Here is an 18,229-nt window from a genome sequence, read left to right on the forward strand (position 1 = left end):
GTAAGGGAAATTTACAGTTTTTTTCATACCGCAACTTTACAAATCTGGTTTTTAAGTTGAAAGCAGATTGCCATTAAAGGATGATTAAAGAATCCTTTTTCAGCCGACTACAAGCAATCAACAAGTCATCGGTAAGAACGGATCTGATATCTGTCAAACTGTCACCGAAATAATTTGAAGAAATTATTGAAGAAAAAGAAGGCCTGCAGTTTACTCTCTGCACCAACCTCGTTTTGACTTAAATCTCTTACAGCGATTGTAAGTTTAAAATTGATTTAATTCAAAAAGGGGAATTGATAAAGGAAACTCTCTCACGGAGAGATTTGGTGGAAGAATTGGAAAGGACCTGCTTATGTGAAGACGAGTCGTGTATGCTTAGTCCCTCTCCTGAACAGAGAAGGACTTTTTTATTTTACGAATCAGCATTGCTCGACAAGATTGCTTTCTATAATCTGGTTGCCGGCACTTTAATGTATTACTAAAATAAAAAAACTAAGAAAGTAAGTGTTATTTTGCTGCAATATGCAGAACGCATAGACTTACAATCCTAAACCAAATACATGAGTAATCTGAAGATACGCCTTACCGTAATGAATTTTCTTGAATTCTTCGTTTGGGGAGCGTGGTTGATTTCGTTAGGCGGCTATATGATCGTAACACTGAAGTTTTCAGGATCTGAAGTGGGTAGTATTTATGCTACCATGGGTGTAGCTTCGTTGTTTATGCCCCCTGTAATGGGCATTATAGCAGACCGGTGGATGAATGCAGAAAGGGTTTTGGGTATTTGTCATATTATAGGCGCAATTCTCTTGCTTTTCGCTGCCCAGGTAAAGGATTATCCAACAATGTATCTGGTGATGTTGCTTAACTCCATGTTTTATATGCCGACGATTGCGTTAAACAATTCAGTTTCGTACGCTGTACTTCACAGCCAGCAAATAGATGTAGTTAAGTTTTTTCCTGGAATCCGCGTTTGGGGAACCGTGGGATTTGTTGCAGCCATGTGGGTGATTGACCTGGGAAAATGGACCCTTAGTCCCGTTCAATTGTACGTGAGTGCTGCAGCGGGCCTTGTACTGGGATTCTACGCTTTTACATTGCCGGCATGTCCTCCATCTAAAGTAAGAGGAGCAGGTTCCTTTTCTGCAAGACTTGGGTTGGACGCTTTTGTTCTTTTCAAAAGAAGCAGGATGGCGGTATTCTTTATTTTTGCGATGTTCCTTGGAGCTGCACTTCAGATCACCAATACTTTTGGCGAAGCCTTTTTACATGACTTCGCTTCTTCTTACCCTGATTCATTTGCCGTTAAACATCCAAGTATATTAATGTCCGTTTCACAGATTTCGGAGACACTGTTTATTCTTACGATACCGTTTTTTCTGAAGCGCTTCGGTATTAAACAGGTGATGTTGATGAGTATGGTTGCGTGGGTGTTACGATTCGGACTCTTTGCTTTTGGCAATCCAGGAGAAGGATTCGTGCTGTTGGTGATGTCAATGATCATCTATGGTATGGCCTTCGACTTTTTTAATATCTCTGGATCACTGTTTGTGAGACAGGAAGCACATGGTTCTATTCTTTCAAGCGCACAAGGTTTGTTTATGCTGATGACCAATGGTATTGGAGCATTTGTAGGTGGCACCATCAGTGGCTGGGTTGTAGATTACTTTACTACAGGAGGGGCCAGGGACTGGCAGAATATCTGGCTTTCTTTTGCAGGTTATGCACTGATACTGGCACTTGTTTTCCCTTTTGTTTTCAGGTACAAGGAAAAGGAAACCCTGGCGAGTACTATTTGATCTACTTAAGAGGCTGTCACAAAAGTCTAAAAAGTACTGCAATGACAATAGACCTTTGAGACAGCTTCTTGCATAGAGCGGATTGGGTAGTTTTATTTCTTAACTATCGTATGGGAGGAAATCGTGCCCCCCTTATTGATCTTTACAATATACATCCCCTTCGGCCAGTTGGCCCCTATATCGGTATATTCAGTGTTCGTTCTGATATCCTTTAGTTGATCTACCGGAAGACCTGTAGCACTATATACCTGAATTTCTGCCACCTCATCATCCTTGCCTTCTATGCGCAATGTAAACTGATTGGTAAAAGGATTAGGATAAGGGGTAAAGATTGGAGATGTTGTTGCCTCTTGTTGTAGCGTAACATCCATTAGAGCAAGCGTTTCAGTACAAGGTGAACTGGTGGGAATATTCTCATATATGTATGGCTCATAACCTGTATAATTATCTCGGGAACCGAATATGAGATGATTACCTAATGGCGCCATACCAAAAGCAACCACCTTACCTGTAGGAACTGGTTCGGCACAAATACCATCGGTTTTCCATAAGCTACTTGAGTATTCGGACCCAAAGAACATTGCATCGCCGATGATGGCATATGCGATTGGTGTCTCCCAAAACTGACCGAAATTCAAATACATCAAATTCATTTGTACTGTGCCATTTTCAGTTCCATCTGTTGACCAAACTTCGTGGTAGTTGTTGTATTCATTTGCAAAAGGAAATACAATAAGCCTTCCGTTGTGCTCCACCATTAAATCGGGCTTGCCGTTGAAGTTATAAAAGCGTTCGAGTGTTGCACTACCCGTTGCTTTGTATAGTGTGCCCGTTCCCATATTGTTACCTGACCCTACATATAACTGACCCTGGTAGGAGCCCATCTTATGGACATCTAAAACACCCAGCTCACCTTCACTAAGGTTGGTCATTTTAAAAGTGCCGGAAGCAGTACCATCGCTTCTCCATACTTCATCGCCGCCAATAGAAGGATTGCTTAATGTAAAATATGAGATATTGCCAATACTCGTAGCAGGTATAACGCCTGCACGCACACTGCCGGGCAGTGTTTTTACTTTTACCACAGTTGTTGGCGTGGTTTTCCAAAGTTCCAATCGGCCGGCATTGGTAACAATGAGAAAGGCTGTACCCCCAGCGTTATTGATATCATGTACCTGGTCAAATTTCCTCAACCTGCCTGTAATATGTCCTTCTCCCTGTGCTTCGCTCTTCCAAATTCCTCCTTCGTTGTCGTGATAGAATAGGGCATTTCCGACAGCGGTCATATCACGGGGGAAGTTTAAAACTATTCCTCCGTTATCATCTATCACTACCTTAGTCGTAGCTTGTGTCCCTTTTGTTTTCCATAGCTGCCAGCTCCAATGTCCGTTTACAAATCCCAGCGCAGTATAGTAGAGCAAATCACCAACTATAGCCCACTCGTGTTCGTAATCCGTCTGCGCAAGCTCACGTGTTCCGGCAGTTGTTCCATCGGTTGCCCAGATATGTTTTACATCAGACATGTAACCAGCCCCCTTTATAAAAACATATTTATTACTAAGAGAAACCATTTCTCTGGGATCGCTTCCAAAAGTAGAGACAAAGGCATCTTTAAGAATAACAGTACCTTCTGATGTTCCATCTGACTTTATTAATTTGTACACGTTCTCTTCGCCTGACTCTTCATCATATAGCCTGCCATAAGTATACAGCGAATTGTTGAAGGCGATCATTTCCTGGTGGTAGTTGGTGTAATAGTCATCAGATAGTAAAAATCTTTTTATTCTAATTGGCGTAGTTCCGTTGTAGTCCATTGACATCAGGTAAAAATCATGATAGTCATTACTCATCTGATTCATGAAGTACACTTTTCCGTTGAGATAGGTGAAGTCAGGATCTGGTGGGTTGATGTTAGCACCTCGGGCAATAGTTATAGGAAAGGTACCCGCTTCTGTGCCATCGCTGCGGTAGATATAGTCAGTATTTCCCTTAGAGGCTATGAAATATAGTATTCCATTAATGTTCTTGAATTTACCCATAGGCAGATTAAAGGGATCTGTGCTGTTACTCCCACCTCTGCCGGGGTTCATATCTTTTACCAGAACAGTGCCTTGGTCCGTTCCATCACTTTTCCAAAGCTCTTCGCCGGTGATCCCATCACTGGCCGTAAAGAACAGTGTTCCGTTAACGTCGGTCGTATTCCTGATGCCAGAACTGGTGGCTCCTGAGCGGATATCTTTAACGCGAACAGTACCTGCCGCCGTCCCATTGCTTTTCCAAAGCTCGCTACCCGAAGAATTGTCTGTAGCAGCAAAGAACAAAGTACCGTTTACGTTAACAAAATTGTGAGGGGAACTGCTAACCTTGTGACCTGTTCTTATATCTTTTACCATCACAGTACCCGCGGCTGTGCCATTAGACTTCCAAAGTTCGTAGCCATTTTGCCCATCGCTTGCTGAAAAATAAATGGTACCGTTTACATTGGTCAGATTTTCCGGCTTACTACTTCCTGATACTTTCAGAATATCTTTAACCAATACAGTTCCGGCGGCTGTTCCATTGCTTTTCCAAAGCTCATTCCCATTGACATTGTTATTGGCAACAAAGAAAAGAATACCATCGGCAGCCGTGAGGTTGTAGGGCGATGAACTGCCAGCACCGGGAACAATATCTCTTATTCGTACGGTACTGGAAGGTGTGCCATCACTTCTCCATAGTTCTGTACCACTGCTCCCGTCGTCTGCAATAAAGTAAACCCTGTTACCTACAGCAGTAAGCTTAGCAATGGAGTTGAATTTCTTTAATGCCTGTGTGTTAGCAGTAGTGCCATCACTTTTCCAAAGCTCGTTATGGCTGATGAAGTAGAAGAGGTTGTTTGTCTTGATTATTTCGGAATACTCGTTGTAGTAAGGCTCTTCAAAAACGCCTAGGTTCTTCAGCAATTTCGCTTGGGCAATTACATCAGCAGATAAGAATGAAATGAGAATGATGCTTAAGACAGTTACGCGCGCAAAACCTTTCAATGGACTAGCAACATTGAAATTGAGAGAGAGTAGTTTTTTTCTCATAATAAGTAATTTGAGTTTTAAGAGTACCTTCTTATCAATTGTTTAAATCAGTCTCGTGCTGATAATACCTAAAGAGGGGTGAAGATCGGCTCGCATAATTTAATGGTTGATAAAAAGAGGACTGACTCAAGTACAGCCGAAAAAGTGCATGCCATTCGACGATATAAAACGCACATTATCCTTATATAAATCAGTTCGTCTATAAGTGTAGGTTGCCGGTAGGGCTAGTGCCATGCGGGTATTATAATTAGTCAAAATAACTAATGAGAAGAGCAATTATAGTTGGTACCTTATATCGAGAGACCGTTTAAACTTATAGTACATGAGATGGTGGCAATTGGAAACAGATAATATCTTACAAAAGTTAGAATCAACGAATGATGGCTTGAGTGAAGAGTTTGCAAGGCGAAAGCTTCGTGAGGTTGGTGCTAATGAACTGGAGGAAAAGAAGAGGAAAACACAGGTAGAAATCTTCTTTAATCAGTTTAAGGATTTTATGATTGTTGTTCTTCTGGTTGCTGCTGTTATTGCAGGTGTTGCAGGAGATTTAACAGATACAATTATCATTGCTGTAATTGTTGTACTCAACGCAGTTGTTGGCTTTGTTCAGGAGAATAAGGCTGAGAAAGCGATGGAAGCCCTGAAGAAAATTTCTGCTTTGCAGGCGCATGTAAGGAGAGACGGAAAGCTTATTACCCTTCCTTCATCAGAGTTGGTACCCGGCGACATTATTGAACTTGAAGCTGGCAACGTTGTGCCTGCAGATATCAGGGTGTTGGAGGCGCATTCCCTTAAAGTAAATGAATCTGCATTAACAGGCGAATCAGTACCTGCAGAAAAAACACAGAAATCTTTAATGCAGGAGGAGCTTGCGCTGGGCGACAGGGCGAACATGGCTTTTAAAAGTACGCTCATTACCAATGGACGTGCAAAGGGAATTGTGGTAGCTACGGGAATGGGAACAGAGATTGGCGCCATTGCTAAAATGCTCCAACAGCAGGATGAGACCACTCCTTTGCAAAGGCGCATGGCTGATTTTGGCAGGAAGCTTTCTTACCTGGTAATTCTTATCTGTATCCTGTTTTTTGCAGTTGGATATTTAATGAAAGAAGAGCCGCTGAATCTCCTGCTTACATCCATTTCGTTGGCGGTTGCTGCCATTCCCGAAGCATTGCCTGCTCTGATAACAGTGGCGCTCGCTGCAGGAGCCAAGCGCCTCGTGCGTAAAAATGCGTTGATCAGAAAATTATCTGCAGTGGAGACATTAGGATCTGTAACTTTTATTTGTTCTGATAAGACAGGAACCCTCACGCTGAATAAAATGAAAGTGGTGCGCTCCCAGTCTTATCGCACCGGTTTAATTAATGATCTCGATGCGCTTGAATGCTGTATCGCTTTAAATCATGATATTAAAAGATCACACGAAAGGAAGTTAATCGGTGATCCTACTGAAATTGCACTGATCGAATATTTCATAGAGAAATCGTCAGATAATAATCTGGCTCAATTGCAAAATCAATTGCCAAGAATAGCAGAACTTCCTTTTGACTCCGAGCGGAAGTTAATGACTACTGTTCACAGGTTGGATAACCGGTTTTTGATAACGTGTAAAGGCGCGATAGAATCAATAACTAATATTCTTGCCGATCGGCGTGATGCTAACCTGATGCTTGCACAGGCAGATGACATGGCGAAAGAGGGAATGCGCGTACTGGCTTATGGCTATAAGATTGTCTCCATTATGCCTGATCCTTTTACGATAGAAGCAGTTGAAACAGATTTGGTGTTTGCAGGGTTGGTGGGCATGATCGATCCCCCGCGAGAGGAGGTAAAAGTTGCTATCGCGGAATGTAAGACCGCCGGAATTACTACGGTAATGATTACAGGAGATCATCCGGCAACAGCTTCCGCAATAGCAAAGGAACTGGGGATTCTGTCTCATGGTGATATGGTAGTAACGGGAAAGGAACTTCAGTCCATGAGCGATGATGAATTTCAAAAAGACGTAGAAAAGATTCGTGTATATGCTAGGGTTTCACCTGAGCAGAAGTTAAAAATTGTAAAGGCATTGCAGGCAAAGGGCCACTTTGTATCCATGACAGGTGATGGTGTAAATGATGCACCTTCACTAAAGGCATCAGATATTGGCGTAGCCATGGGCATAACCGGTACTGATGTAAGTAAGGAGTCTTCTGACATGATATTGCTTGACGACAACTTTGCGACGATAGTAAAGGCTGTAAAAGAAGGAAGGCACATCTATGATAACATACGCAAGTTCGTCAAGTACATTATGACTTGCAACAGTGCGGAGATTCTGACTATGTTTCTTGCGCCTATCCTGGGGCTGCCTATACCTCTTTTACCGATTCACATTCTCTGGATCAATCTTGTTACAGATGGCTTACCGGGCTTAGCGTTGGGAAGCGAACGTGCTGAAGAAGACATCATGAGAAGACGGCCCAGGAAGTCAAGTGAGAGTCTTTTTTCTGATGGTATTGGTGTTCACATTGCGTGGGTGGGGTTTTTAATGGCTGTCGTTACATTAGGAACTGAGGCCTGGGCTATTCAACAGGAGATGCCACACTGGCAAACGATGGTGTTTACGGTGTTGTCCATATCACAACTGGGACACGTAATGGGTATCCGAAGTGACAGGCGGTCGTTGTTTAGGTTAGGCTTATTCAGTAACAAACCACTGTTGGGTGCTGTAGTGCTCACCTTATTGTTGCAACTGGGTGTTGTTTATCTTCCTTTTGCGAACAAAATTTTCAGAACACAACCTTTAACATTGAGTGAACTTGCTATTTGTATCCTGATATCACTTGTAGTTCTCATTGGTGTGGAAATTGAGAAGGGAATAAAGAGATCGTAAAAATATGTACTTGCCTATACATAAAGTTTCTGACTTAAAGTGGTATACAAGTCCTGCTGTCATTTAAGGTCGCTTATTCAAGTTCCCGTTTGATTCTTACCCGTGCAATAGGACCAACAAGTATCGGTACCTTTTCGATCTCAATATTGGCTGCTTCAAGGCCATACATCTCTTCAGTTGATAAACTGAAGGATTTAATCGTTCTGTATCCGGCAATGATAAAGCGTTCAAATGTTGAGATCTCACTATCGGCGGATGCCCATGAATGAAGCGATATGAATTTGAAATCGCTCATCATGCAGTGTTTTCGCAATGAAGGATATGGACTAATCAAATCAATCTCTCCTTTATCAGCCATCTCGTGTATGATTTTGTTGAAGAGCGCATTTACCCGGTGAGGTGTTTTGAATCCGAGTTTAATGCTGACGAAGAACGCCTTCTGCGGGATGATCGTATCAACTTTGTATTTACTGGCGAAAGGACTATCTATTGTATCTACATGAAGAAACCAGTATACATCTGCGCGTTTCGGTCTTTTCTTAAATATCGAGTAGATAATGTTGGAGTCGATGTATCTTCTGCTGTCTGCAACAGACAGGTAGACCAGGTTAGTAGCTTCTTTGGGTACGGCTGTATCCTGTTGCAGATCCTTGAGCATTCCTTCATAGTGACGTAAGTCTACAAACTCTGTATGCCTTTGTCTTAACATTCTTGCTTTCAGGAAAATGAACATGAGTACGAAGAACATGAAAGCGATCAGAAAGGTGAACCATCCGCCGTGTTCGAACTTGTGAAGGTTGGAGGCAAGGAATAAACCTTCCAGCGTAAAGAACATGCAGGCAAGAAGGAATGATCGGAAGGTTGATTTTTTAACAGTAGTAAAATAGTATACAAGCAGAGAAGTAGTCATAAGCATGTTTACCGTGATGGCAAGACCATATGCACCTTCCATAGCTGATGACTCCTCGAAAATCCATACAACAAGGATGCTTCCGATCATCAAGGTCCAGTTCATTACCGGTATATACATTTGTCCCATTGACTCGCTTGGATATCTGACCCGCGATATTGGCCATAGCTTCAACTTCATTGCTTCGCTGATGAGCGAGAACGTTCCTGAAATCAGGGCCTGGCTTGCAATAATTGTAGCCATTGTGGCTATGATTATTCCAAAGATCAAAAACCATTCGGGCATGATAGCATAGAAGGGAATATAATCTCCCAGTTGTTGCCCTTGCTGCTTTAAAAGCCACGCACCCTGGCCGAAGTAATTTAAAAGCAGGCATATTTTTACGAAGCCCCAGCTTACCCTGATGTTTTCTTTGCCACAGTGCCCGAGGTCTGAGTAAAGCGCTTCTGCCCCTGTTGTACATAGAAATACTCCGCTTAGTAAAACAAAACCTCCTGGAGAATGTATAATTAAATTATATGCGTAGACGGGATTAATAGCTTTAAGTATAATGGGATTTTGCAACAACTGATTCAATCCAAGGATAGCCAGCGTGATAAACCAGGCAGACATGATGGGGCCAAAGGTGCGCCCTACTACCGAAGAACCAAATTGCTGAAATACAAAAACACATAACAGAATTGCCACTACAATGCTTGTGGTAGGAATCTCCGGATAAATTAATCTCAACCCTTCCACCGCTGACGACACGCTTATCGCAGGTGTTATAAATCCATCGGCTACCAGGGTACAACATCCGATAATTGCGGGATAAATAACCCAACTTGCTTTGAATCTTCTAACCAATGCATAAAGTGCGAAAATTCCACCCTCGCCTTTGTTATCAGCATTCAGGGCTAGGTAGATGTATTTGATTGTTGTGATCAGTGTAAGCGTCCAAAGAACACAAGAGACTCCTCCGACTACAAGGGATTCCGTTATTTGTCTGTTGCCAATAATAAATTTCATGGTGTAGATCGGTGATGTTCCGATGTCGCCATAAATGATTCCAAGTGCAATGAGAATTCCGGCTGCCGAGAGCTGATGGTTTTTACTATTAACTGAGTTCATTTGTATTCCTTCTACTATAGCAATGTCTTGTTTCCTGTGAATCGGTATCCTATACCAGATTCTGTGTTAATGTATGATGGCCTGTTAGGATCACTTTCAATTTTCTTTCTGAGCTGCGCGATGAAAACACGCAGGTATTGAGATTCATTCTGGTGCGATGACCCCCAAATCTGTTTAAGAAGATATTGATGTGTAAGAACTTTTCCATCGTTTCTGGCGAGCAGAGACAAAAGCGCATATTCTGTGGCTGTAAGTTTTACTACAATGTTGTTTTTCTTGACAATTCGATTGGCAAAGTCAATGGAGAGATCGGTAAAGGCTGCGACAGAAATATTAGGTTCTCCTCCTGCCTTCCGCAAGGCAGACCGTATCCGTGCCAGCAACTCACCGGTTCTGAATGGTTTTACGAGGTAGTCATTGGCTCCATTATCGAGTGCCTGAATGATATCTTCTTCGTGGGTTTGAACGGAGATAATGATAATGGGATTAGTGTACCACTCACGCAAGTGTTTAAGAATAACATGACCGCTCTCATCAGGCAAACCCAAATCAAGTAACACGAGGTCCGGTACTTTTGTTGAAACAAGCGCTATCCCCTCCTTGCCTGAAGCAGCTTCAATCACCTGGAATTTATGGGAGTGAAGGGTTATGGTCAGCAATTTCCTGATCTGCACCTCATCATCAATAATAAGAATCAAATGACTATTCATTATGCATTCCGTTTACAAAACTTTTCTCGGTAGGTATTAGAATAGTAAATTTTGATCCGCCTTGAGATAGATTCTCCAGCGTTATTGATCCATTGTGTGCTTCAATAAATCCTTTTACGATGGAAAGACCAAGTCCGGTTCCACCTGTTGGAGAACCTTTAAGTCTGTAGAACTTTTCAAACGCTCTGTGTATTTCATTCTCCCTAAATCCATTGCCATTATCGGTAACGGATAACATGAGTTTATTATGAATACATTCTGCTTGAATAATTATCCGGGTGCCTTCAGGCGTATGTTGGGTAACATTAAGGATCAGGTTGAAGATGACTTGTTCCATTAGTCCAAAATCGAGCTTGAACAATGGGAGCTGTTCCGATATTTCTACCGAAACGCTGTATTTCGCTAAATTAGAGTCAAGCCGTTGCAATGTTTTATATACGAGGTCACTGATGTCACACCAGTCTTTCTTTATCTGGATAATACCAGATTCAAGCCTGGACATATTAAGGAGGTTCTCAACCTGTTGATTTAGTCGTATAGCTGCAATAGAGATTTCGCTGATAAGCTCAACTTTGTCTTTTTCGGATAGCTGGTTAGAGTTGGCCTGTAGATTATCGGTAGAACCAATAATTGTTGTAATAGGTGTTCTGAGTTCGTGTGATAATGAATTTAATAATGTATTGTAGAAGAGTACCGATTTCTCCTTTTCGTCTTTGTCTTGTATCGATTTCTCCATCCGCCTGATTTTATTCGTTAATACGGCGTTGATCAATGCCACAATGAAATACATAAGGAGATGAAGTCGGTCTTCGGGCGTTCCTACGGTAATTGTGAACCGCGGGGGTATAAAGAAGAAGTCCCAGATCAATGCACTGAGAAAAGCCGCCAACAACACAGGAACTATGTCAAGAAACATAGCCAGCACGGAAACGCCGACCAGAAACATAAAGGCAACTACTCGGTATCCAATAAAATGATGTAAGCAAAGAGCAATTACAGTAATACTAAGTACTACCGTAATTGTTATAATGAACTGCTTTTGAGTATCCGTCTTGAAAAGGAATTGCTTCACTTTGCCTTTTGATACCCAAAATTAATCTTTATGTTATAAAGATTTTATAAAGATCTGGATGCTTGTAAAGATTTATAAAGCCCTATAATTTCCGTTCTGTCTGTTCTTAAAGAAAAACACTGCTGAATCGTCGTAATGCCTCTTCTGGCGTGTTTACAAATACAATGCTGTTCCCTTTATTACTTTCGTAAATGAAATCTCGGAGACTCTTGCTTTCGTAAATTGTAAAGTCTCCAACGATAGCAAGTCGCCTTCGGTAAGTGGCAGCTTTCTGTAATATTTCCCCGGCAATCCCGGTCCTTAAATTAAAAAAGCCCTCATCGAAGTTCTCTTTATAAAGCACAATAGTATCTGAGGGCAGATTAAATACAACATCAAGAAATTGCTGCGCATCTCTTATAACGAGTGTTTTATCTGCTATTTCTACGATAGCTACTCCATTGAGTTCGTGAATCTGGTGTTGTGTTGTCATACTACTCGCTTCTTGTATAATTCCGTTATCCAGCATTTCTGTACTACGTGCACAGTTAACACCGTCTGTACAGTGTAGCTGGATAATATCTTTAAATATTTAATGCATTTGATAAAGGGTATTAAAAACAAAAGCCCCGGACAAACTGCCCGGGGCTCATGTTATTATTTATTTGATTTATTGATAACATTTTCTTCCAGGCCTGGTATACCATTTCTTATCGTAGATCTGCTGACAAGATTTATTCATGGACATGTTTAGACCGGATTTCATTACTCGTTTTTTGCAGTAACGGATAACCATGGTGATAGTTTCATCTTTTATTAAAAAATTTAAGTCAGAACATAAAAGTAAGGTGAACCGAAACCCTGTCATTGGCAGTTACCTTTTCACTAAATAACTTTTGTTTTCCAGGATGTGTATAGGAGATGCCAAAAGCGAAATTGCGATAATAAGATTCTACACCCATGTTGTAAAACATGGCCCATCCTCCGGTGTCTTCAAAGGGCTGGTTGTACTGCCTGTTGTCTTGAAAAGTTTCCATACTTACACCTGCATTTGGCATTATGGTAAACCCTCCTGTCGTGGGAACGTAGAATGCCGTTATGCTACTTCGCGTTGTATTTCCAAACCTGTATTTATCACGGTTCGTGGTGTTATAGTTATAGGTGAATTCGGTATTAAGGCCTGCTTTTTTATAACGCAATGTATAAATGATATTGAAGAGCAGGTCTGTACTTCCGGTGCCCAATTGAAAGTTTTGGTTTACTGTTAAGCCATCTTCAACTTTTTGAAACTGCCCTGTCGGGAGTTTAACTCCGCCACCAATGAGAAGATTGTGCTTCCATTGGGTATCCGCACTATCGTAAGTATTAATTAGGTTGTAATTGGCACTTATTACAATGTCGCCCAAGCCATTAAGATGTGTGATCTTATCGCCTTCTTTCCTTTCGTTAAAGTTAAAGGGCACAAATAGAAATACCTGCATTCTATTTACAGGATAGAATCTTCCCCATAGTTCAGTGCTTTGAAAAGTTTCATATGAATATGGGGCAAAATGTCCTTCTTCAAGTTGAGATACATAGGAGCGATATCGGTAGCGTATTCCTAAAAAGTTTTTTTGGAACTGCGGCAGAATTCCGTAATGATAGTTGGCAACGCCACATCCACAAGTATTACATGCAAAAACATCGGATGTAAAAGTGAGGATAATTATTGTTGTATAGATATATCTTTTCATATTTAGAATTCAGAGAATTTTCTGTCACCTACATATTGTTCATCAGTTAAGGTCTTTAGAAAAGCAATTATATTTTGTTTTTCTGTAGCTGTAAGTTGAATACCTGGTTTCTCCTCAGATCGAAGAAGAGAATCGAGCGTGGGTGTCTCATGAACACCCGATGAATAGAAGTTAAGCACTTCTTCCAGTGTTTGAAGTTTGCCATTGTGCATATAAGGCGCAGTGTATTCCACGTTCCGCAAACTGGGTACTTTAAACTTCCCCCGATCTTCAGGGTTAAGTGTTATCTCTTCGCGTCCGCTATCCCGGCCAAGGTCCGCAGGCGAGCTGAAACCATTATTACGATACGTCTGGTCTGTAAAAAGATCAGTAGCATGGCACCCCGCGCATTTTTGCTTAAATAATTCCAGGCCTTTTAATTCTGACTCCGACAATGTAACGCCCCGTTCTTTGCGGATATACATATCGTAGGTACTGTTAGCCGAGATCATAGTTGCCAGAAATTGTGATAGCGCCTGAAGAAATTTAGTGCTTGTTATCTCTTCTGATTTGAATGCCGCCTTAAACATCTTTTTGTACGCTGCATCGTTTTCGAGTTTTGCCAGTATGTGGGGTACGTTCTCATCCATTTCAACGGCATTGGTAATTGCATTTAGTGCAACAAGGTCAAGGTTGTGAACGCCCCCATCCCAAAAGAATGTTTTGTAGAATAACAGGTTTTGAATGGGAAGGGAATTTCTTCTTCCAAGCTTATCGTCAATACCATGACTCACATCATGTCCATGATGTGTAAATGCAGTTTGCTGTTGGTGGCAGAATCCGCAAGAGATGGTGTTGTTCCTTGAAAGCCTTGTGTCGTAAAAAATCTTTTTCCCGAGTTCGATACCTTCTTGAGTAACAGGGTTACTTCCTAAATCATAAACGACAGGGGGAAAATTGGAGGGTAAATCAATCCTAACAGGTGCCGGATCTTTTATAACGTCCTCTTCATTCTGCTCGTCTTGAGTACAGGCTAAACAGGATATAAATAACATCGTCAATAAACTGTTTACCATTACCTGCATTGCTCTTTTAGTTATGTACATGATCATACTTAAACATGTTTACATAGTTAGCAGAAATGGTCTTTGAGAAATCAGCAAACATTACGTTAGGATGTTCCGCTATTGTTATTGAAGGAGTAAAAAATTGCAGTATGTCGACATGCAAGTGTAATTGGGGCACTTTGCCTGATTTAACCTCCGCCCTTGCACTACCCATGCTTATGGTTGCCTTACGGATATTATTAAGAGTAGGGGAGTTGTAGCCACCAAAGCCACCGATGTGGTAGTAGAATTTGTTTTCCTGGTCTGCAGGTGCTGAAGGAGATATGCCTTCCATCTTAAAGAAGATGTAGCCCGAGTTCCAGCTCCAGTACATGCCATCCTGCGGCTGGGCAGGATCAAGCACACCCGTTCTTTTGCTGATATCCATTGTGCTTCGTAATGAATCGACACCGATCGTGAATGTAACTTCATTGTAGCTGCCTGATGGTATGTTATTGATTCTTACTTTTTGTGATTCAGGATCATCTTCAAGAATAAGAAAGTAACTCGAATCCTGTGGTACTTTAAATGCTTTTCCATTAATATCCCTGAGTTCAATATTCGAGATATAATAATGGAGCTTTGTAAGATTGAATGTTTCTCCGTTGGTGTTGATGTAGTCTTTATACAATTCCAGGTTTGTGTTGCCAACACGGTTGTCAAATTCAATCACAATAGATCCTTTCTCGCCAGGAGTGACGTCGTCATCACTGCAACTCATCATTAAAAATGATAGTAATATGATATTTATTAAATAAATGGTTTTCATCGTTCTTGTTTTTTTGCGAATAAGGTATGGAAGACCTCAAAAGTTGAGGCAGTATGTACGTAATTCAGGTGCTTAGCACTGAATAGTACAGAAATTACTTAGGGATGCTTACTTAAGCGGGAGGATGAAATATGGTAAGGATAGGGGGCGCATAGGCAACCTCTAACGAAATGGTATTGTGTTTTAATGGATGTTCGTTCACCCGTGACGAGAAGGGTTTGTTCGAAGATTCAACGAAAAGAATAATTTCGTTCGCTGTCGGAAAATGAGCAGGAGGCATTTGCTTATCGTGGTCCGCGGCATCAGCAATGGTTAAGGGAGCCTGTTTAGAAAAATAATCACCATTACACATAGAAATAGGTACTTGGGTGATCAGGCCAATACTGTAAGCGATGTTATGCCGCTTATTATAAAGGTAGGAAAGAACGCCAAGCCTGCTAGCGCAATGTAGCACCATACTTAAAAGTATAAGCAAGCAAATAGCCCTTTTCATATTCGCTGCAATTTAATGCGGAAGGTTAAGGTTTTGAATTGCTTGAGATTATTATTTTTTAAGGCGGATTTTATTCAATGTAATTTCGCTCGTCATTGTTAAGATAATTCCTCAAGAGGATTCAAAAGCGGATGATTTTTGGTAGAATATCGGGATGAACAGAAAGTATCCTGAAAAACAAAAGGGAGGAAGACAAAAATAAAATCCCCCAGAAACCGAATCCTGGAGGATTATTACCTGTTTTTGATCAGAAACAATGTAAGTTTAAGTGCAAATGCTTTCGAGGGTTAGAAAAATACACTTACTTTGAACCATAGTCCGTACGGTTTTTTAGAGAGGGTCTTTACCGTACAACTTAAGCAGTGGCATCAGATGGATGCGCTGCTTTTTTTGTTTCTAATCTTTATCAAAGCTAGGGCTATTTGATAAGGCTATCAATACTCCTTTTTGAGTAATTTTAATCAACTATTGAAAAAATGGTGATTTAAGGACAAAATGCTGGTTAAAAGGCACAATTTTTTTTTCAATAGGCCCTCCCGCCTGTAAATGGGAACATTTATACTTCTTTCTTCAGGCTGTTGTAATAGAATAAAAAGGTGTTGATAAATAAAATAGAGCCAATCATCTGAAAAAGGCTTTCTCCGGTCTTTATCAACATAAGCAAAAGATTCAGCTTTCCTTCAACTACAAAATAATAGGTGCCGGCAAGTTCCAGAAAAACGGCACCAAAAAGAAAAAGTAAGGCAGCCACGGCAATCTGTCTTCTGACCTTCACAGCTATGCTGGATGAGTAAATTATCACCTTTAAGATCAAAAATCCAAAAACGAGGAAGTAAGGAATTATCCACAAGTAGTGGGACAGCGCCCGCTGATCGTAACTCGCTATCCTGCCGAAAGTGCTCATTTTTATCCTAAAATGTAGATCAAACATGGCATCCACAGAGAAAAGAAGAAAAGTAATCCCAAGAAATTTCCAGAAAGCATGTTGTTGTGGCTTCAGTGATTGCATTCGCATGATTTTATAAAGGAAGTAAAGGCAGATCAACAAAAGACAGATTGAAAAGTAAAAGGGAATATTTAAGCGTTGATCAAAATAAAAATGCTTTGCAAACGAGTACGTATAGTCATGCGCTAGTTTAAAATAAATTATATGGAGATTAATGAAGAGCAGGGTAAGTGTAATGAAGGAAAGGCTCGCAGTCAATACGAAAGACTCTCCCCGAAATCTCATAGTATACGAATCTGATTTTTGAATCATTAAAATCTATTACCGGCTTAAAAGTTCTGTGACAGACAAGTAAACAGTCGTGCCAATGATACTCGTAAATTTCCTATTATCCAGTCTTACTTATCGATAACAGGAAGAATAAGTTTGCATGTCATGTAAAGATAAAATAATCATTCTTGCATGTCCGCTGCGGCCAGAAATTAAATGCCATATTTGGTCTGTTATTTTTATTTAATGATATTAATTCGAGAGGTCGAAGAACCTCCTGTTAACGAACAAAATGGAATCAAACATTAAGCTTTACGCTACCTCTACTGCATTAAATTTAGGTGAACAAATTGCTAATCATTTAGGGCAGCCTTTATATAAAATTCACGCAGAGAAATTTTCTGATGGTGAGTTGTTTGTTCGGTTTAATGAAAGTGTGAGGGGGCAGGTCTTGTTTATCATATCCAAGATAAATATGCCTTATGAAAATCTTTTTGAACTCATCCTTGCAGTAGATGCCGCACGCAGATCATCAGCAAAAGAGGTAGTACTCGTTATTCCTTACCTTCCTCACAGCAGGCAGGAACGTCGCGATGGTCAACGTACTTCTATAGCTTCCCGCATTGTTGCAGATATGATCCAATTAATGGGAGCTGATCGCATTATTACCTTGGAGCTTCATACAAACGCTATCGAAGGTTTCTATAAAATTCCTGTCGACCCCCTGTCTTCTCACAGGCTTTTTGTTGAATCCATCAAGTCTTCCAACCTTGAAAACCTTTGTTTATGTAGTCCTGATTTCGGTGGAATAAAACGTTTAAAAGTTTACAAGCAATTCATTGAAGCAGATATGGCTGTTATTAACAAAGAACGGCTGAAGCCAAATCAGGTAGCACATATGGAGATTATTGGAGATGTAAAAGGTAAAAATGTAGTTATTATCGATGATCTTGTAGATACGGCAGGTACGCTCTGTAAAGCGGCAGATCTTTTAATGGAAGAAGGCGCCACTTCCGTTCAGGCTTACTGTACCCATGGTGTTCTGAGTGGCAGTGCATTAAACAATATTCAAAGATCTCAGCTGAAACACATCTGTATTTCAGACACGGTAAGAGACACATTGGATGATAGCAAGATTAAAATTGTGAGTTGTGCTCCGCTACTTGCGAAAGCGATAGAGAATTTAATCAATAACAGAAGCTTAAGCCAGTTGGGTTGATCCTAAGTATAATCGAAATGCTTTTAATGATATAGGGTTAGGTGACACTTAATCGCTCTGTTATGCTATTGCATTCAAGTAACAACTGTTGTATCTTTTAATCAAAAGAACTTATGGGCTACTTACCTTTTGTAATACATATAATTATTGTGGCGAGCGTAATTATACTCAGTACTTGCTTATTAAAGAAA

General features: G+C 40.7%; 13 protein-coding genes. 3 read left to right on the forward strand and 10 right to left on the reverse strand.

Annotated elements, in window-relative coordinates; genetic code table 11:
• Positions 1 to 560: 560 nt before the first annotated feature.
• Entirely contained in the window at positions 561 to 1,799 is a 1,239-nt protein-coding gene (locus KK060_RS13980; protein WP_254154373.1) for a nucleoside permease, read from the forward strand.
• A gap of 92 nt (positions 1,800 to 1,891) precedes the next feature.
• Here the strand turns inward: KK060_RS13980 and KK060_RS13985 are convergent, their stop codons facing one another.
• A complete protein-coding gene (locus tag KK060_RS13985) occupies positions 1,892 to 4,867 on the reverse strand; it encodes an ELWxxDGT repeat protein (RefSeq protein ID WP_254154374.1) in 2,976 nt (991 codons plus the stop codon).
• Between the two features lie 322 nt (positions 4,868 to 5,189).
• Between KK060_RS13985 and KK060_RS13990 the strand changes: the two genes are divergently transcribed.
• Positions 5,190 to 7,742, forward strand: a complete 2,553-nt coding sequence (locus tag KK060_RS13990; RefSeq protein WP_254154375.1) for a cation-translocating P-type ATPase — start codon at positions 5,190 to 5,192, stop codon at positions 7,740 to 7,742.
• 73 nt (positions 7,743 to 7,815) lie between these two features.
• Here KK060_RS13990 and KK060_RS13995 read toward each other — a convergent pair whose 3' ends face one another.
• The 9 genes from KK060_RS13995 to KK060_RS25355 all read right to left on the reverse strand — a co-directional run bounded on the left by KK060_RS13995 (position 7,816) and on the right by KK060_RS25355 (position 16,861).
• The gene (locus KK060_RS13995; protein WP_254154376.1) at positions 7,816 to 9,762 is read right to left on the reverse strand and encodes a KUP/HAK/KT family potassium transporter; all 1,947 of its coding nucleotides are present in this window, start codon (positions 9,760 to 9,762) and stop codon (positions 7,816 to 7,818) included.
• 14 nt (positions 9,763 to 9,776) lie between these two features.
• Positions 9,777 to 10,472, reverse strand: coding sequence for a response regulator (locus KK060_RS14000; RefSeq protein WP_254154377.1), 696 nt, complete (start codon positions 10,470 to 10,472; stop codon positions 9,777 to 9,779).
• The gene (locus KK060_RS14005) at positions 10,465 to 11,544 is read right to left on the reverse strand and encodes a sensor histidine kinase (RefSeq protein WP_254154378.1); all 1,080 of its coding nucleotides are present in this window, start codon (positions 11,542 to 11,544) and stop codon (positions 10,465 to 10,467) included. The genes KK060_RS14000 and KK060_RS14005 overlap by 8 nt, the downstream gene beginning before the upstream one ends.
• A 106-nt stretch (positions 11,545 to 11,650) precedes the next feature.
• A complete protein-coding gene (locus KK060_RS14010) occupies positions 11,651 to 12,016 on the reverse strand; it encodes a DUF4180 domain-containing protein (RefSeq protein WP_254154379.1) in 366 nt (121 codons plus the stop codon).
• Positions 12,017 to 12,353: 337 nt separating this feature from the next.
• On the reverse strand, positions 12,354 to 13,256 hold the full coding sequence (locus KK060_RS14015) for a transporter family protein (RefSeq protein ID WP_254154380.1): 903 nt from the start codon (positions 13,254 to 13,256) through the stop codon (positions 12,354 to 12,356).
• Between the two features lie 2 nt (positions 13,257 to 13,258).
• On the reverse strand, positions 13,259 to 14,347 hold the full coding sequence (locus KK060_RS14020; RefSeq protein ID WP_254154381.1) for a cytochrome-c peroxidase: 1,089 nt from the start codon (positions 14,345 to 14,347) through the stop codon (positions 13,259 to 13,261).
• On the reverse strand, positions 14,328 to 15,110 hold the full coding sequence (locus KK060_RS14025; protein ID WP_254154382.1) for an MbnP family protein: 783 nt from the start codon (positions 15,108 to 15,110) through the stop codon (positions 14,328 to 14,330). Before KK060_RS14025 ends, KK060_RS14020 begins: the two co-directional genes overlap by 20 nt.
• A gap of 112 nt (positions 15,111 to 15,222) precedes the next feature.
• Entirely contained in the window at positions 15,223 to 15,603 is a 381-nt protein-coding gene (locus KK060_RS14030; RefSeq protein ID WP_254154383.1) for a hypothetical protein, read from the reverse strand.
• A gap of 556 nt (positions 15,604 to 16,159) precedes the next feature.
• A complete protein-coding gene (locus KK060_RS25355) occupies positions 16,160 to 16,861 on the reverse strand; it encodes a DUF8692 domain-containing protein (protein WP_496196142.1) in 702 nt (233 codons plus the stop codon).
• 250 nt (positions 16,862 to 17,111) lie between these two features.
• Between KK060_RS25355 and KK060_RS14040 the strand changes: the two genes are divergently transcribed.
• A complete protein-coding gene (locus KK060_RS14040; RefSeq protein ID WP_254154385.1) occupies positions 17,112 to 18,038 on the forward strand; it encodes a ribose-phosphate diphosphokinase in 927 nt (308 codons plus the stop codon).
• The last annotated feature ends 191 nt before the right edge of the window (positions 18,039 to 18,229 follow it).

Source organism: Chryseosolibacter indicum (assembly GCF_018598585.1).
Taxonomy (GTDB): Bacteria; Bacteroidota; Bacteroidia; order Cytophagales; family Cyclobacteriaceae; genus Chryseosolibacter; species Chryseosolibacter indicus.

Coding starts and splice junctions, on each gene's coding strand:
- KK060_RS14020 (WP_254154381.1), bottom strand. CDS start 14,347: ATGATCATGTACATAACTAAAAGAGCAATGCAGGTAATGGTAAACAGT.
- KK060_RS14000 (WP_254154377.1), bottom strand. CDS start 10,472: ATGAATAGTCATTTGATTCTTATTATTGATGATGAGGTGCAGATCAGG.
- KK060_RS25355 (WP_496196142.1), bottom strand. CDS start 16,861: ATGATTCAAAAATCAGATTCGTATACTATGAGATTTCGGGGAGAGTCT.
- KK060_RS13990 (WP_254154375.1), top strand. CDS start 5,190: ATGAGATGGTGGCAATTGGAAACAGATAATATCTTACAAAAGTTAGAA.
- KK060_RS14040 (WP_254154385.1), top strand. CDS start 17,112: ATGGAATCAAACATTAAGCTTTACGCTACCTCTACTGCATTAAATTTA.
- KK060_RS14025 (WP_254154382.1), bottom strand. CDS start 15,110: ATGAAAACCATTTATTTAATAAATATCATATTACTATCATTTTTAATG.
- KK060_RS14010 (WP_254154379.1), bottom strand. CDS start 12,016: ATGACAACACAACACCAGATTCACGAACTCAATGGAGTAGCTATCGTA.
- KK060_RS14015 (WP_254154380.1), bottom strand. CDS start 13,256: ATGAAAAGATATATCTATACAACAATAATTATCCTCACTTTTACATCC.
- KK060_RS13995 (WP_254154376.1), bottom strand. CDS start 9,762: ATGAACTCAGTTAATAGTAAAAACCATCAGCTCTCGGCAGCCGGAATT.
- KK060_RS14030 (WP_254154383.1), bottom strand. CDS start 15,603: ATGAAAAGGGCTATTTGCTTGCTTATACTTTTAAGTATGGTGCTACAT.
- KK060_RS13980 (WP_254154373.1), top strand. CDS start 561: ATGAGTAATCTGAAGATACGCCTTACCGTAATGAATTTTCTTGAATTC.
- KK060_RS13985 (WP_254154374.1), bottom strand. CDS start 4,867: ATGAGAAAAAAACTACTCTCTCTCAATTTCAATGTTGCTAGTCCATTG.